Annotated in this window: 15 protein-coding genes; 11 read left to right on the top strand and 4 right to left on the bottom strand. The window is 68.7% G+C overall.

The genetic code is table 11. The features are described from left to right. Positions 1-12 precede the first annotated feature (12 nt). From D7X32_RS04770 to D7X32_RS04755, 4 genes are all read left to right on the top strand, one after another. Positions 13-789, top strand: coding sequence for an alpha/beta fold hydrolase (locus D7X32_RS04770; RefSeq protein ID WP_120601308.1), 777 nt, complete (start codon positions 13-15; stop codon positions 787-789). Further along, entirely contained in the window at positions 786-1628 is an 843-nt protein-coding gene (locus tag D7X32_RS04765; protein WP_120601307.1) for an alpha/beta fold hydrolase, read from the top strand. Before D7X32_RS04770 ends, D7X32_RS04765 begins: the two co-directional genes overlap by 4 nt. Positions 1629-1751: 123 nt before the next feature. Then, entirely contained in the window at positions 1752-2198 is a 447-nt protein-coding gene (locus D7X32_RS04760; protein ID WP_120601306.1) for a hypothetical protein, read from the top strand. A gap of 146 nt (positions 2199-2344) precedes the next feature. After that, positions 2345-3430, top strand: coding sequence for a helix-turn-helix domain-containing protein (locus D7X32_RS04755; RefSeq protein ID WP_120601305.1), 1086 nt, complete (start codon positions 2345-2347; stop codon positions 3428-3430). A gap of 18 nt (positions 3431-3448) precedes the next feature. Here D7X32_RS04755 and D7X32_RS04750 read toward each other — a convergent pair whose 3' ends face one another. Together D7X32_RS04750 and D7X32_RS04745 are read right to left on the bottom strand one after the other, a co-directional pair. Then, complete coding sequence (locus D7X32_RS04750) at positions 3449-4138, bottom strand: iron-containing redox enzyme family protein (protein ID WP_120601304.1); 690 nt, start codon at positions 4136-4138, stop codon at positions 3449-3451. A gap of 83 nt (positions 4139-4221) precedes the next feature. Further along, a complete protein-coding gene (locus tag D7X32_RS04745) occupies positions 4222-5016 on the bottom strand; it encodes a GNAT family N-acetyltransferase (protein ID WP_120601303.1) in 795 nt (264 codons plus the stop codon). 205 nt (positions 5017-5221) lie between these two features. On the opposite strand from D7X32_RS04745, the gene aspD reads away from it, so the two are divergent. From aspD to D7X32_RS04710, 7 genes are all read left to right on the top strand, one after another. Next, positions 5222-6886, top strand: a complete 1665-nt coding sequence (gene aspD, locus D7X32_RS04740) for an aspartate 4-decarboxylase (protein ID WP_120601302.1) — start codon at positions 5222-5224, stop codon at positions 6884-6886. A gap of 262 nt (positions 6887-7148) precedes the next feature. Continuing rightward, on the top strand, positions 7149-7766 hold the full coding sequence (locus D7X32_RS04735; RefSeq protein ID WP_120601301.1) for an RNA polymerase sigma factor: 618 nt from the start codon (positions 7149-7151) through the stop codon (positions 7764-7766). Then, positions 7753-8133, top strand: coding sequence for a hypothetical protein (locus D7X32_RS04730; protein WP_120601300.1), 381 nt, complete (start codon positions 7753-7755; stop codon positions 8131-8133). Before D7X32_RS04735 ends, D7X32_RS04730 begins: the two co-directional genes overlap by 14 nt. Then, on the top strand, positions 8130-8855 hold the full coding sequence (locus D7X32_RS04725) for an ImmA/IrrE family metallo-endopeptidase (RefSeq protein WP_120601299.1): 726 nt from the start codon (positions 8130-8132) through the stop codon (positions 8853-8855). The genes D7X32_RS04730 and D7X32_RS04725 overlap by 4 nt, the downstream gene beginning before the upstream one ends. A 2-nt stretch (positions 8856-8857) precedes the next feature. Next, a complete protein-coding gene (locus D7X32_RS04720) occupies positions 8858-10051 on the top strand; it encodes a hypothetical protein (RefSeq protein ID WP_120601298.1) in 1194 nt (397 codons plus the stop codon). Between the two features lie 15 nt (positions 10052-10066). Continuing rightward, complete coding sequence (locus tag D7X32_RS04715; protein WP_244238850.1) at positions 10067-12271, top strand: ATP-binding protein; 2205 nt, start codon at positions 10067-10069, stop codon at positions 12269-12271. Between the two features lie 52 nt (positions 12272-12323). Then, positions 12324-13691 carry a hypothetical protein gene (locus tag D7X32_RS04710; RefSeq protein WP_120601296.1) on the top strand — a complete coding sequence of 456 codons (1368 nt, stop codon included), beginning with the start codon at positions 12324-12326 and terminating at the stop codon, positions 13689-13691. A gap of 2 nt (positions 13692-13693) precedes the next feature. Here D7X32_RS04710 and D7X32_RS04705 read toward each other — a convergent pair whose 3' ends face one another. Continuing rightward, the gene (locus D7X32_RS04705; RefSeq protein ID WP_158625610.1) at positions 13694-14011 is read right to left on the bottom strand and encodes a hypothetical protein; all 318 of its coding nucleotides are present in this window, start codon (positions 14009-14011) and stop codon (positions 13694-13696) included. A 169-nt stretch (positions 14012-14180) separates the two neighbouring features. Continuing rightward, positions 14181-15368, bottom strand: coding sequence for a cyclic nucleotide-binding domain-containing protein (locus D7X32_RS04700; protein ID WP_120601294.1), 1188 nt, complete (start codon positions 15366-15368; stop codon positions 14181-14183). Positions 15369-15583 lie beyond the last annotated feature (215 nt).

Genomic DNA, 15583 nt, shown 5'->3' with positions numbered 1-15583 from the left:
AATGGTCAGACCGTGACGCCTTGCTTCTTCGGCAGCTCCGAAAGACAGCTCTTTGGCATCCACCACCCCGCCCAGGGCGCCGAGCGCTCCACCGGGGTGGTGCTCTGCTATCCCGCCGCCCAGGAGTACATGTTGACTCACTGGGCCTTCCGGAAGCTGGCCGGAATGCTCGCGCGCGAAGGCTTCCACGTCTTCCGCTTCGACTACTACGGCACGGGGGATTCGTCCGGCGAGGTCCACGAGGGCCGCGTGGCCACGTGGGTCCAGGACATCCGCCATGCCGCCAATGAATTGCAGGACGTGACGGGCGTGCAGCGCGTGGCGCTCGTGGGCCTGCGGCTGGGCGCGGCGCTCGCGGTGCGGGCCGCCCTGGAAGGGCTGTCCACCGCCGCGCTCGTGCTCTGGGAACCGCTGGTGCAGGGGGAGGCCTGGCTCCAGGAGCTGGAGCTGCTCCAGGCGCGCCGGGCCACCCGCACCCTCTTTCCCCAGCCGGAAAGCCCGCTGGAGGTGCGCGAGGAGCTGCTCGGCTTCGAGTTCCCCCGCGCCCTGCGTGAGGACATCCTCGCGCTGGACCTGGCAGCGCTGCCCGCGTGGCCCGCGACGCGCACGCATCTGGTGGTCGGCACACCCCGGCCCGAATACCAGCGCCTCCAGGAGCGCCTGGAGGGGACGGGCCTGCCCTTCCAGCACCACCTGGTGCCCGAGGAGGGCGCGGGCGGCCAGGAGTCCACGCTCCTGTCCAACCGCATCCTCCAGACCATCACCACGCTGCTGAAGGAGGCCGCGTGACGCGCGAGCGCATCTGTACCTTCGGCCCCGAGCAGAGCCTCGTGGGCATCCTCACGGAACCCGACCCCGCGAAGGTCCTGCCGGGAGCACCCGTGGTGGTGCTGTCCAACGTGGGCCTCAACCACCACGTGGGCCCGTACCGGCTGTGGGTGGAGCTGGCGCGGCAGCTGGCGGGGCGCGGCGTCACCACGCTGCGCTTCGACCTGTCCGGCCTTGGCGACAGCCGCCCCCGCCGCGAGGGGGGCTCCGACGAGTTCCAGCGCGCCCGCGAGGAGACGCGCGCGGCGCTCGACTACCTGGAGCAGAAGAAGGGCCAGAAGCAGTTCGTGCTCATCGGCCTGTGCTCCGGCGTGGACAGCGTGCACGCGGTGACGGTGGCGGATCCGCGTGTGGTGGGCGCGGCCTTCATCGACGGGTACACGTACCGCACGCTGGGCTACCACCTGCGCTTCCACCTGCGCTACCTGAGCCCCCGCCGTTGGACGCGCTACCTGCGCAAGCGCAAGCTGCCCGCCCGGCTGCGCGAGGCCGGCGAGGCCGACGAGGTCTACACGCGCGAGTACCCCGAGCGCTCGCAGCTGACGCAGGACTACAAGCACCTGCTGGAGCGCGGCGTCAGCCTCTGCTTCGTGTTCTCCGGAGGCATGGGGCTGTCCTTCAACCACGAAGGCCAGTTCTTCGAGATGCTCTCGCCGCTGAAGCTGGAGGGCCGCGTCACCTACGCCTTCTACCCGCGCGCGGACCACCTCTTCTCCGTGCCGGAGGACCGCGGGGAGCTGTTGCGGAAGCTCACCGCCTGGGCCGTGGGCACGGTGCCGCCGCGCGCGCTGACGGGCTGAAAGGCCGCCTGCCCGCCCCACAAGCGGGGATGCGGCTTGGGGGTGGGTGTGCGTCAAGCGCTTGTTTCCCACCCAACGGTCGCCACCTTCGAAGCACACACGTTCTTCGAAGGAGCGCCACCCATGAAGCTCCCCCTGATGGCAGCACTGGCCACACTCACCTTCACCGGCCAGGCATTCGCGCAGAGCCACACCGACCACGAGACGCCGCCCCTGCAGGAGCCGTCCACGGACGCGCCCCAGGACAGCGCGGAGCGCTGGGACAAGGCCACGGGCGGCTCGGGCTCTTCCGAGGTCCTCCAGCCGGCGGACGCGGTCGATGACGACGCCGTGGCCCCGGACCGCATCGACGAAGGGGTCGGCGGCTCCGGCTCCACCGAGCAGGGGAGCAACAGCACGAGCGACCACTCGTCCTCGGCGAAGCCGGGCACGCCGAACTCGGGCACCCCGGGCAACAAGGGCGCGCAGATGGAAGTGACGCCGCCGGCCTGGGATCAGAACAAGAAGATGGGCAGCTCCGCGAGCCCCACCACGGGCACGCCGCCGGTGGAAGGCAGCGCGGGCAATTAGCTCCCCTGCTTCGACAGACACGGCAATGATAGACGTGGACGGGCTTCGAGTGAGCGAAGCCCGTCCATACCTCTTGTGGGTGACAGACCCCAGGGCCTTCCGACCGCTAAGTCCTTGCATGGACCAGACGGACGGAGGCCTGTCGGATGAACCTCACCACGCGCGAGCAGGCGCTCCTGCTGGAGCTGACCCAGACCCTCTCCAGCTCGCTGGATCTGGCGGAGGTGCTGGCACGGGCTCACGGGACCCTCGCGAAGCTCCTGCCCTGTGATTACGCAGCCTTGTGCGTGTCGAGGCCCGAGCGGCCCGGCGACTACGAGTGGCTGGGATTGGGAGCCCCGGGCATCCTCTTCGCGCACTACCCAGAGCTGGCCGCGGTGGATTTCGTGCGGGAATCGGCGATGCAGCAGTCCAGCGTGCCGCTACGGAACCCGGACATGCTTTCGCGCAAGGAATTGATGCGCAACCTCCTGTACCTGCGCGGCCGGGAGCTGGGACTGCCCTTGGAGCACGTGCTGGCGGTGCTGCTGGACCTGCGGCAGGACTGGCACGGTGGCTTCACGCTGTACCGGGAGCAGTCCCTGCCCTTCTCCGAGCGGGAGCAGGCCATCCTCGACGACCTGACACCCCACCTGGCGAACACGGTGCGCAACTGCCGGCTGTTCGGGAACGAGGCCACGCGGGGCGACCTGCTGGACGCCCTCTTCCGCCACCAGGGTGCTGAGTGCGTCGTGATGGATCCCCCGGAGCACGAGAAGCTGCGCACACCGGGAGCGACGGAGCTCCTGCGGCGCTGGTACCCGGAGGAACTGAAGGCGGACGACTCGCGACTGCCCCAGGAGCTGCGCGAGCATCTGGCGAACCTCCGGGCGCTGGGGGCGAAGCGGGCCCCGGGCGTGGACACGTGGACGCGCTCCGGGGGAAAGCAGTACCTGAAGGTGACGTTCGTGGAGCTGCCGGAGCAGCGCGGCCACCGTCCCTGGGTGCTGGTGCTGCAGGAATGTTCGCGGGCCATCCCCATACCGGAGCCCTGGCGACAGAAGCTCTCCAAACGTGAGGTGGACGTGGTCCAGGGGATCCTCAGCAACTGGACGAACGAAACCATCGCCGAGGACCTGGGCCTGTCGCTCAACACGGTGAAGACGCACCTGCGCAACATCTTCCCCAAGCTGGGCATCGAGAGCCGCACGGACCTCCTCTACCAGGCCGCCTGGAGGCAGAAGCGGGGTTGAAGAGGCCCGGGCTTGCGCTCAGGGATCCCGGAAGAACTTCGGGAACAGGATGCGCGTGGTGCGGGCGGAGTGGAGCAGCGCGGCCTGCTCCTCCGGGGACGTGACCGCGCGCAAGGAGGCCTCCAGGTCGGCCACGTGGTTGCCATCCGCGGCGCCGTGGCCCTTGAGGAAGAGGACAGCCTTGTCGATGTTCGGGATGCCGCTCTCCGCGATGAGCCGGTCCACGGAGCCCGGGGCCCGGTTCACGGAGAGGTACTCCAGCACGTAGGCCGTGCCCAGGAACGCGGTGGGCACGCCCGCCTGCGCGGTGAAGCGGTTCCACGCCACGTAGGCGCGCACGGCGGGGCTGATGGGCGCGCGCTCCACGCGCTCCTGCGTCCAGCCCAGCGCCTTCAGGTCCTTGAGCAACCACTGTTCATGGCCCTGCTCCTCCCACGCCTTCTGGAACAGAAGCTCCGCGAGCACGGGGGCGCGGCCCTCGCGGTGAACGCGCTCGGCGGACTCCGTGAAGAACCCCTCGCTCCAACGCACGTACTGATACGACTGGACGAGGTAGTGGACGTAGTCGTCCTGGCGGATGTGCCCCTCGAACAGGCGGCGGACACCCGGAGATGCGTCCAGTTCATGCACGAGCATCCGCGCCTCGTGCCGCAGGGAATCCAGCCAGTCCGTCTTCGCCGTCTGCTCGGTCTTGGGATGCTTGCACATACACGTCTCCTGACTGGGGCCCGTGAAGGCCCGGTGGGTGTTGCGTTGAGGGTGAAGGGGGAAAGGAGCGCGCCGGCCTGGGTTCAGGCGGCGTCGGCGTCCAGGGAAGCGAAGAGGTCCAGCGTCCGCTCGGGAATCGCATCCAACGCGGCGACGAGCGGCACGGTGAAGCGATTGAAGGCGGGATCGAAGTGCGGCGGCGCGATGAAGCGCGCGCCCATCTTGTCCGCGAACAGCGACAGGATGCGTGGCATGCGCAGGGTGTCCAGGTGGCCCTGCCGGGCCTGGGCGCGCTGCTCCGCGGTGAGGCGGGCCGCCAGCGGCTCCGGAGGCGGCGAGGGAAACTCCCGGGTCCGCACGCGGAACGTATCGCTCACCCAGCCCCGGCGCGCGGCGGCAATGAAGTAGAGGTCCGCCTCCTCCTGCGAGTCCGTCTCCATGTTGGCCGCGGCGATCCAGTGGGTGACGCCGCGCTTGCGGCTCTCGCGGTACAGGCCCGCCTGGAGGCGCAGCACCGCCGAGTTGCGGTGGCGCTGGGTGACGCAGTAGCGCGTGGTCTCCGCGAACACACGCCCCGGCGCGACGAGCTCCGACAGGTCGAGCTTCTTCTCGATGTCCAGCCCCACGACCGTGTCCGCGAAGGCAGCCACCTCCGCGTTGGGCATCAGCAACCGGGCGGTCGCCACCGGCTCCGCGCCCGAGTAGACGACGACGTGGGCGGTGGTCCGGAGCGTGTCGAAGCAGTCCACTTCGCGCGGGGCGCGCGGCCGCTTGGGCCCCAGCATCCGCATCTCCTCGCCAAAGACTCGGTAACGGATGCGGAGCGCGTCATCCAGTTCACGCTGCGCGGTGGCGACACGGCAACTCAATGAAGACATGGCGGGTCTCGTTTCCACGGTGCTTGCCGGACTGTGTGTCCGGCCCCGACCTTTCATTCGTCGCTGCTCGCCCAAGTGCGCTCGCGGGTTGTCATTTTTTGATGAGCCCGGCCAACCGCCCGCCAGGTCCGGCCGCCCCGCCCCGTGGCGCATGGTCCGCGTCGCCGGGGTGATTCACCTTGGACGGACGCAGGAGGAGGACGCCATGACCGAGCAGACGCCCGAGGACCCGGGAGCCCCTTCCGACCGTGAGCTGCGCAAGCTCAGTCCGTTCGAGCTGAAGGACGCGCTCCTCCAGGTCACGGACGAAGCCGTGAAGACCCGCGAGGCGGTGATGCTCAACGCCGGCCGGGGCAATCCCAACTGGATCGCCACCACGCCGCGCGAGGCCTTCTTCCTGCTGGGCCAGTTCGCGCTCGCGGAGAGCCGGCGGGCCTGGGACGAGCCCGGCGTAGGGCTCGCGGGCATGCCCCGGTCTCCGGGCATCGCCAGGCGCCTGCATGACTTCCTGGATGCGAGTGACGACGAGCCCGCCGTGCAGTTGCTACGCGGCGCGCTGACGTATGGGGAGCACACGCTGGGCTTCAACCCGGACCGGTTCGTCTGGGAGCTCACGGACGCTGTCATTGGAGACAACTATCCGGTGCCAGACCGGATGCTCCCCCACGCCGAGCGCATCGTGCAGGAGTACCTGGCGCGGGAGTTGTTCACGGGGCGGCCCCCTTCCGGCAGGTTCGACCTCTTCGCGGTGGAGGGTGGCACGGCCGCGATGACCTATCTCTTCCACTCCTTGATGGTGAACGGCCTGCTCCACAAGGGAGACACCATCGCGCTGGGCTCGCCCCTCTTCACGCCGTACCTGGAGCTCCCCCGGCTGGACGAATTCCAGCTGCGCACGGTGGACATCCAGCAGAGCGCCACCGCGAAGGACGGCCGCCACACCTGGCAGTACCCGGACGAGGAGCTGCGCAAGCTGGAGGACCCGCGCATCAAGGCGTTCTTCGTCGTCAACCCATCCAACCCGGGCGCGGTGGCCATGCGGAAGGAGTCCGTCCACAAGCTGGTGGAGCTGGTGCGCAAGCGCCGGCCAGACCTGTTGATCATCACCGACGATGTCTACGGCACGTTCGTCAACGGCTTCCGTTCGCTCGCCGCGGACCTGCCGCGAAACACATTGCTGGTGTACTCGTACTCCAAGCACTTCGGCTGCACGGGTTGGCGGCTGGGCGTGGTGGCGCTGCATGAGGACAACATCCTGGATGAAGCGCTGGCGAAGCAGCCCGCGTCGGAGCGCGCGCGGTTGGATGCGCGCTATGGCGCCATCTCGCTGCATCCGGGGCGGCTGAAGTTCATTGACCGGGTGGTGGCGGACAGCCGGGCCGTGGCGTTGAGCCACACGGCGGGCCTGTCCCTGCCCCAGCAGTTGCAGATGACGTTGTTCTCGCTGTTCGCGCTGTTGGACAAGGACGACGTCTACAAGAAGTACTGCCAGCGCATCTGCCAGGACCGGCTCCAGGCCCTGTTCGAAGGCATGGGCATCCCCCTGCACGAGGATCCGCTGCGCACGGCCTACTACCAGACGCTGGACCTGGAAGCCTGGTGCCGCGAACACATTGGCGAGGACTTCGTCCGCTTCGTGCAGGAGCACCACGACCCGCTGGACATCGTCTTCACACTGGCCCGGAGACACGGCGTGGTGCTGCTCAACGGCAGCGGCTTCGAAGGGCCACCCTGGTCGGCCCGTGTGTCATTGGCGAATTTGGAGGATAGCGCGTATCCCCGGATTGGCAGGGACCTCCGGGATGAGGTGCGCCGGGCCATTGACGCTTGGAAACAATCCGGAGGGGAACCGCCTCCAGACATGCACTGAAACACATCACGCAGGGATGAAACGGACCCTGGCCTCCCAGTGCGGAGGCCAGGGTCTTTTTCGATCCTGGGGGGATCACGCGAGACCCCGTCCCCAAAGGCAGTACCACTTCAGAGGTACAGACACGGATCCTCGACCTCGCCAACCTGTCGGCTTGGAAAAGCGACATGTCGCCATCGAACTCAACAGGGCTGTAGCGAACGTTCAGGCGAATCGCAGTCCAACCTGAAACGGGGGCACGCATGCCGGTGAGGAGTGGGGGATGAACAATCCATCACGACAACAAGTCGAGCAGCTTCACGAACGGATGCTGGGCCATGACCCGGCGGCGACCTACGACGTCTTCGAGACGTTCATGGATCCGCTGGTCCGGGGATTGGAACGCTTCCTGGGGTGCACGCACGACGACGCCAACGCCTCGGCCGCGGATGCCGTCTTCGCGTATCTGCGGCACCCTGAACGCTTCGACGCTCGCCAGTCCACGCTCTGGAATTTCCTGAACCAGATCGCCAGGCGTCGGGCCCATGACAGCCACCGGTCCAGGACGGCCCGGACAAAAAGGGAAAAAAACCCGCTGACGATTGTCGAAGTCCACCCACCGGCTCCGAAGGATGGAGTGGAGGGTTTCGCGATTGCCAGGGACCTGTTGAAGCGGCTGGAGGAACGAATCGAGAAAGCCCGCCTGCCGCAACGCGACATCGCCGGCATCCGCGTCATCGTCCTCCACGAGGGCCGCGTCCCGGCCAAGGAGATGGCGGAGGCCCTGGGGTTGTCCCACCTGCCCCCCGGTGAGCGGCTGCACGAGGTGAGACGCCACACCGAACGGTTGAGGAGGCTTTTGCGAAGCCTCTGGATGGAGGATTCCGATGTCGACTCTTGATTGGCTGACGTACGCGGCGAAGCGCAGCACCACCGAGCATGGACTCCTGGGTCAGGTGTTCGCGACCTACCAGTCCATCGAGGACTGCACACCGGACGCGCTCGCGGACGAGCTGGGTTGCGACGAGAAGACGCTCAAGCAGCTGTCCTTGTGCCGCAAGCCGTCCGGGGACGCGTTCGCCGAACAGGTGAAGATCCTCTGCGGCCGGTTCGGCCTGGAGCCGTACGCACTCGCCAACGTCCTGCGGCAGGTGGAGATCATGGGCGAGGACTTCCTCAACGGGAACGAGGGGGCCGGCATGCATCGCACCGGCACGCTCCAACTCGCGGCGCTCGACCGGCGCAAGAAGGACGAGCCGGCCTCATGAAACCGGCCTGGCTGAGGGAGGCGGTGGAGGCCAGCGGCCTCCCTCCGCCAGAGGTGTTTCCCCGAGACCTCGCGGCGGACGCGTCCATGCTCCTGCCCGTGAGACCCGTGGGATTGAAGGACCTGACCTCGGAGAAGGTGCGCCAGTGGTTGGCCCAGCGGGGCCGCTCCGTGGAGATCGGCTACCACCGCCAGATGCACGGCTGCATGGTGGCGTGGGAGGGAAAGGGGCTCGTGTTCTTCGACCGGGACGACAGCCCGGCCGATCAGCGCTTCACGCTGGCGCACGAGTTGGGCCATTTCTTCCTCGACCATCTGCTGCCACGCAGGCGGGCACTCGACTTCTTTGGCGACGGTATCCGGGACGTCCTGGACCAGAAGCGTCTTCCCACCCGGGAGGAGTCGCTGACCGCCGTGCTGGAAGGCGTCCCCATCGGTGTGCAGATCCACCTGATGGACCGGGGGCCCACTGGAGACATCGGCAAGGGAGTGGTGGCCCGTTCAGAACAGCGCGCGGACCGGCTGGCCCTGGAGTGGCTCGCGCCCTCGAAGCTCGCTCGGCAGGTCATGCAGGAAGGCCCTGACGACACGCAGGTGCAGCGATTGGCGCACTCCTTCGGGCTACCCCAGCACATGGCGGAAACCTACGCGCGGCTGCTTCGCCGCGAAGAGGGCCGCTCCCGTTTTTCCATTGTTTCATTTCTCGGTGAGGACGCAGGGTGACCATGGGCGGCCACGGGCGCTTTGACGACGATGATGAGGAATTGACCGGCGACGAGGACTTCCGCGGCTCGTTCCGCGAGGACCTGGAGCGCACGCTCAATCTGGAGACGTGGGCGGAGGGCCTGGATCTCCAGGTCATCATGGAGCGCTACCGGCGGGAAATTGGCGGCGCCATCCAGAAAGAGGACCAGCTCCGGTCCATCATCCGCCAGGAGTTGCTCCCCCGGCTCAAGACACGGCCTGGAGCGCCCGAGGGCGCCGGGCTCTACCAGTTGAGCATGGAGCAGTTGGCCGACATCCACTCGGGACTGCTCTTCGCCGGGCAGGTGGAGGCGGTCAACGGCATCTCCGTGACACATGAGACGCTGCCGCTGGACATCACCCAACTGGGCATCGCCGCGATTGGCTATGGCGGCACGGCGGGCACCTTCTCCCAGCGGTTGTTCCGCCGCGAGGTGACGGTCGACGCGCCGGACCCCTACCAGGAAGCCCTGTCCTATATCGAGATGCGCCAGAACCGCACGCATCCGGGCCGCGGCGGGCCGGACAGCCTGTCGCGGCTCGCGCGGCGAGGCATCCGCGCCTACGCGGAGCGCGCCATCCTGGTGGAGAAGCTGAAGGCCCCCTGGCGCATGGGCCAGGGCAATCCACTCGCCCGGGAGCTCATCACCGGCTCCGGATACAAGAGCCTGCTGAAGGTGTCGCTGGAGATGCTGAAGCGCCTGATGAATGCGCATCCCCGCTTCGTCTTCGTCTCCGCGCGGATGGAGGACCGGGGCTTCCTCACCATGGGCCACGCGCTCAGGCCCGGCGAGTTCGTCATCCTCGAGTCGCTGAAGCAGGAGGGGAAGGACATCCTGGAGGGATGGCAGTACGACCTGGAGGAGTACGACCTGGCGCGCGAATTCATCAACACGTACTCGCACAAGGTCGTGAAGGGCCTGTTCCGCGCCTCGGACAACGCCCCGCCCCGCGTCTTCTATGCGCACGTCGACCATGCCCACATGGCCGCGTGCGTGGCCATCGCGGACAGCATGCTGCGCCCGGAGCAGGGCTACCCGATGCTGCTCGACGTCGCGGAGGCCACGTGCCGCAGCGCCTTCGGGGTGGATGGCTTCGAGGGGCTTGTCCAGGACGCCTACGCGCAAGCCGATGCACGCCTTCAGTACTTCAACGGTCGCAAGCAACGTCGCTGATGGGGGAACGACAGCATGCCTGACAATGGAAACACCACCGTACCCGGCCGCAATCCCACGCAGAACGGCGTGGCCCACAACGGAAATGGCGTGAATGGTCACGTCGCCACCGCACCCAATGGGCAGCGCCCGGGCGCGTCTCCGCCGGGAGCCCGCCCGCCGGGCTCTCCGCCCGCGAACGTCCAGATGAATGGGCCGCGCCCGATGCCCCACCCCGGTGCGCCACCGAAGCCCGCCGCCAGCGCGACGTCCCCCACCCCGGTCCCGGTCGTACGGGGTCCCGCGCCCCAGCCGCCTCCCGCGGAGGCTCCGCACAACGGAGTCGTGCTGCCCCTGCCGGACAGGGCGAAGGGGGAAATCGACGCGGCGAAGGAGCGCGCGGAGGCGCTCAAGGCCGACCCGGAGCTGGAGAAGGCCGTGGGCTTCACCCACTTCGACACCAGTTCCAGCCACGACAACCTGGTCACCGTCCTGTCCACGAAGGAGGACCTGCACCGGCTGGCGTCGCAGACCCTGGTGCGCATCAAGTGCCGCGGGAACGAGAGGACCTACCTGGGCGTGGTCGTGCAGGGGCCCTTCGCGGAGCCCAACGCCGTTCCCGCGAACTCCACCATGGCCATTGGCGTGGTGACCCACGGCAAGAAGCTCACGTACACCTTCGAGTACCACGGCCGCGCGGAGGTGGAGATCCTCGGGGAGGAGGTCGCGGGCGTGCTCAAGCCGCACCGCTTCCGGCCCCGGCCGCAGAGCGCTGTCTTCGTGCTCGAAGAGGAGGAGAGCGCGAAGGTGCTGGGAGTCAGCGGGGAGATGAGCATCGGGACCGTGGTGGGCTACGAGCGGATGGAGGCGCGCATCAACGCCCGCGACAAGTCCGTGCTGCCCCGGCACACGGGAATCATCGGGACGACGGGCGGTGGCAAGTCCACCACGGTGGCCACGCTCATCCACCGCGCGCAGAGCTCGGGCATCGCAACCATCGTCTTCGACGTGGAGGGTGAATACACGCACGTGGACCGGCCCACCGACCACCAGGCGATGGTCGAGACCCTCAAGCGCCGGGACCAGAAGCCCGAGGGCGTGAAGGACCTGCACATCCATCACCTGGTCGGTCGCGAGAGCCGCAACCCGCGCCACAGGAACAAGCACGCCTTCTCGCTGAACTTCTCCAGCCTGTCGCCCTACGCGCTGGCGGAGATCCTCGACATGTCGGAGGCGCAGCAGGAGCGCCTCCTCAAGGCCTACGACGTCACGAAGCTGCTGCTGGAAGACTTCGAGGTCTATCCCGTGACGGAGGAGGAGCGGCGCGACGCGCTGGAGGTGGACGAGCTGTCCACGGGCTACCCGAAGATGACGATCCAGCACCTGCTGGATGTCGTGACCGCCTACCTCTACAGCTTGAGCGACGAGGGCAAGGGAGAGGGGAAGAATGGCGCGAACCGCGTCGCGAAGGCCAAGGGTACGGTCGCGGAAGAGATCAAGGTGTTGAAGGAGGACGAAGGGCCTCCGGCCAATTCGCTGACGCTCTACAGTGTCTTCAGAGACGACCCCGGCAATGTGATGCGACGGGTGTATGGGCAGAGGGGCAGCAGCATCTCCAGTTGGAGGGCCCTGGCCAGCAAGCTTCATCGGCTGCGCCGACTGAACATCTTCGACATGGGGACCACGGAGGGCGTGAAGTACGACACCATGCTTTCGCCAGGGCGCGTGTCGGTCATCGACCTGTCAGATACGGAATCCCCCCAGCTCAACAACCTGGTCATCGCGGACATCCTGCGCGGCGTCCAGGAGCGGCAGGAGGCCAGCTACGACAGGGCCCACCGCGAGGGCAAGGACATCACCCCGGTCCTCATCATCATCGAGGAGGCTCACGAATTCCTGTCCGCCAGCCGCATCGCGCACATGAAGACCCTCTTCGAACAGGTGGCGCGCATCGCGAAGCGGGGCCGCAAGCGCTGGCTGGGGCTCGTCTTCGTCACCCAGCTTCCCCAGCATCTGCCTTCCGAAGTGCTGGCCCTGCTCAACAACTTCATCATCCACAAGATCACGGACGGGGCCGTCATCAACCAGCTGAAGAAGAGCGTGGGCAGCATCGACGAGAGCCTGTGGAGCCGCGTGTCACGGCTCGCGCCAGGTCAGGCCCTGATGTCGTTCAGCCACTTCACCCGGCCCTTGATGGTGGCCGTGGACCCCGCGCCCGTGAAGCGGTTGCTCGTGGATTAGTCACCCAAAGTCCAGGAAGCGTGGAGGCGGGAGCGCTATAGAGCCAGCTGTCATGCTCTCCGCGCTCCTCTCCTCCGTCATCGTCGCCCAGGCACCCGCATCCCCCGCGGCACGTGCCGCGGAGACGTTGGGCCTGGGTCCCGTCCTCGACTCGGTCGTTCACCAGGGCGTGACCTACGCCGCGCTCGCGCGTGGCGGCATCGCCGTGCTCAAGGCCGATGGCGCGGCACCCCGGCTCGTGCGCATCGTCGAGGGAGGCCGACGCTTTGTGAGGCTCGTCGTCATGGGCCAGTCGCTCCTCGCCATCGAACAGCGCGAGGAGGCCCATGCGTTCTCCCTCGCCACGCCGGAACAGCCGCAGCCGGACTCGCTGGCCTCCGCGCTGGGCGCGACGCGCGAGCTCACCGTCGTCACCCAGGCGCCGCCTTCTCCCCAGGCCCCGCCGCCCGCGGCCGTCCCCTCCTCCGCCCGGGTCACCGTCACCGCCGTCAAGGATGGCGACGTGACGCTCTCCGGTGGTGCCCTGACCGGCCTGGGTGAAGGCGCCCGTGTCCGCGTGCGCACGCAGGATTCCCGCGAGGTGGTGTTGAAGATCATCGAATCGCGCGAGGACACCGCCATTGCCCGCCTGGGCAGGGGTGAGAACGTGCGCGTGGGCGACACCGCCGTCGTCACCGACGCGCCCGCCACCGCGCGCCTCTTCTTCCCCGAGCCTGGCGTGCCGCGCCTGCGCTACGGCTTCCATGCCCGGCCCTTCCTCGCGCTGGATGCGAAGACGCGGCTGGGCAACTCCGCTCGCGCGGGCGGCCTGCTGCTGGATGCGTTCGTCGCGTGGCGGCCCGGGGATCTGCCCCTGGTGCTGAGCGCCCAGCTGGACCCCGTGGGCTTCGGCCTGGGCACCGGCCTGCGCCACACACCGGGCTCCGCGTACTTCGCCGTGGCCTACTCCACCGACTTCCTCGAAGTGGGCATCGGCGCGGGCGCGCTGTTCGGGCAGAAGGCGTGCTCGCCCGAGCTGAGCTTCGACCCCATCACCTACGAGCCCATCGAAGGCAAGAACGTGTGCAGCTCCAACGCGGGGCCCTCGTTCCAGCAGGTGCTGCGGCTGGGCGCGCTCGACGGATTCCACGTCGCGTGGAACTCCGCCATCCTCTCGCGCGACAACCAGTTCCGCTTCGGCTCCGGGCGCGGGGAAATCCAGGTGCCCCTCACGCCCAGCCTCTCCCTCTTCGGCGCGGGCGGTGGCTCGGCCAGCGGATGGAACTTCGGAGAGCTGGGCGTGCGCAGCTTCCTCAAGGGCACCGGCGGCTCCGGCACCACCGTGATCTCCGCCAGCCTGGGCATCGTGTCACTCTCCGACGGCACCGGAGAGGCCCTCAGCGGCCCCTCCATCGCCATCGGCATCGAGCGCCGGCCCTGACGTCAGTGGCCGGACGCCATCGACGCGGCGAACTCCTCCGGCACCATCGCGCCGGAGATGGGGAAGTCCTTCGGCGCCCGCTTCCACGCCTTCCCGCCCGCCGGGCGGGCGGATGGCCGAGGGATCCGTCCCAGGCCCATCAGCGTCAGCGACAGCAGGCCCAGCCCCACGGCGCCCGCGGCCAGCTCGTCCACGAGGCCCACCCGGCGAAGGCCGCCCACCCCCAGGAGCGGGAGCGCGGCAACGGGCGTGGCCACCCACGCCAACCACGTGCGCCAGTTCGCGCGAGCTTGTTGCCTCAGTGAATCCATTGAAGCCATCGGGGCGTCCTTCCGAACAGGAGGGTTGTTCAGGAGGATGGGGATGGTCCCGGGGCCAATGAAGGCCCCCTCTTCATGCTCGCCCGCTTCCTCACGGGCGGGGCGTTTGTGCGGGGCGCCAAGGGGCGAACGTCTCGCGCCCACCTCCGCGCCCGGGACACAGCGGTGCTCAGCCGCTCAGCGCCCGCACGCGCGCCGCGAGGTTCTGCGTGAAGAGCCGGTAGATGTGCAGCGAGGCCGCGTCGTGCGTGGCCAGGAAATGCTGGAAGCTGTCGCGGGTGATGCGCAGCGCACGCACCGCCGTCTTCGCGCGCACGTTCGCGGACACCGGGCCGTCCTGCACGAGGGAGATCTCCCCCAGGAACGAGCCCGGCCCCAGCGTGTTGAGGTGCCGCGCGTTCGCCTCGTTGCCGGAGAAGACGTCCACCGTGCCCTCCAGCAGCACGAGCAGCCCCGTGCCGGGAGCGCCCTTCTCCAGCAGCACCGAGCCCGGCGTGGCCGTCACGGGCCGCGCCAGCCGGTACAGGTCCTTCATGTCCTCCAGCGTCAGCTCGCCGAAGATGGGAATGGCCTTGAGGAAGCGATAGCCACTGGCCTCCGGCACGTGCGCGCCCGCGGCGAGCCGAGCGAGCAGCGCCTCCGCCTCCACGTCCAGCCCCATGCGCCGCAGGAGCCGCGCCTTCTCCGTCACCAGGACCGGATCCGCGCGCAACAGTTCGGAGCTGCTCAGCGCGTCCGCCAGCACCGCGAGCGCCCGGTGCGTGAAGCCTCCGGAGTCCAGCACCTTGCAGGTGCGCAGCACGGCTTCGACGTAGCGCGGATCCTCCGCGAGCACGCCGCCCAGGGCCTCGGCCTCCGCGTGGGCCTGTCCCAGCTCCTGGTAGAGGTCCGCGGCCTCGAAGGGGCGGCCCAGGCGGACCAGGCAGTGCGCCATCGACTCGCGGGCCCCCAGGCCCCGGTAGACCTCCAGCGCGCGCTCCAGCGCCCCGCCCCGCTCGAAGGCCGCCGCGGCGCGCTCCACTTCACCCGCGCGCAGATACGCCTCCGCGGCCGCCACGTGCTGACCGCCCTGCGCGTACAGGTCCGCCACCGACACGTCGTCGCCGCTGCCGTCCAAGAGCCGCGCCGCGCCCGTGAAGTCGCGCGCCCGGCGCAGCACGTCCACCAGCCAGTGGCGCTCCTTCACCGTGCCCTGCGCGGCCTCCTTGCGAAGACGCTCGCGCTGCGCCGAGCCCAGCTCCTCGTAGAGCTGCGCCGCGCGCTCCGGCTCGCCTTGCGCCGCCAGGGACTGCACCACCTGGAGCGTGCTACCCCGCAACGAACCGCCCCGACTGTTGCCCGCCGTTTCGCCTGCCATGTCACGCGTCCCTTCCCAGGCCCGCCCCGACGGGGCGACGCGCCCGGTTCCACAAGCGCCTGACTAACCAGGAACCCGGGCGTAAAGCCAGCCTCGACCGGCCCCCCCGTGGCCCTGGAGACACCGGGTCCGGTAGGGTCCCAGCATGGTTGTTTCCGTCCCGGCCGGGAGGTTTCCGGCCCTTCTGCCCGGGCCCTCGCGCCCGCGCTCCTGGT

Origin of the sequence: Corallococcus carmarthensis, assembly GCF_003611695.1 — a bacterium.
In the GTDB taxonomy this organism is placed as follows: Bacteria; Myxococcota; Myxococcia; order Myxococcales; family Myxococcaceae; genus Corallococcus; species Corallococcus carmarthensis.
Note: the sequence above shows the minus strand (reverse complement) of the source record. Positions and strands in the feature narration are given on the sequence as shown.